General features: G+C 57.0%; 1 protein-coding gene. It reads left to right on the forward strand.

Features of this window, described 5'->3' with window-relative positions; translation table 11 throughout:
- Positions 1-144 precede the first annotated feature (144 nt).
- Positions 145-416, forward strand: a 272-nt coding sequence (locus ACR9ZK_RS21710; RefSeq protein ID WP_481344032.1) for a carboxylesterase family protein, incomplete at its 3' end; no start/stop codon positions are given.

Genomic DNA, 416 nt, shown 5'->3' on the forward strand with positions numbered 1-416 from the left:
GTCTCGTGCTCGGCGCTTACAGGTTGGGGAATAACGACGGTCCGTCAACTTGATGGACAACAGCTTTGTGAATGACCGCGCCACTGGTTCAGCTTTCTGGTAGCTTCCGCCGTGCATGGTGAACGGTACACGGGTGGTTCAGTGATGGCCTATTCCTGTCTGAACGTTTGTTTGGTCGCCGTTGCATTCTTCGCGGCCGGATCATTTGCAGCTCAATCTGCGACCGACGACAAGGTCACAATAGATTCCGGCACAATTCGGGGTGCCGAAGCTGGTGGAGTGATCAGCTTCAAGGGTATTCCCTTTGCCGAACCTCCAGTTGGGAATTTGCGCTGGCGCGCGCCGCAGCCGATGAAGCGATGGGATGGGGTGCGAGACGCCACCGCTTTCGGTCCGTCTTGCATGCAGACCGACAA

It is taken from the genome of Monashia sp. HAY1-5C (assembly GCF_056755255.1).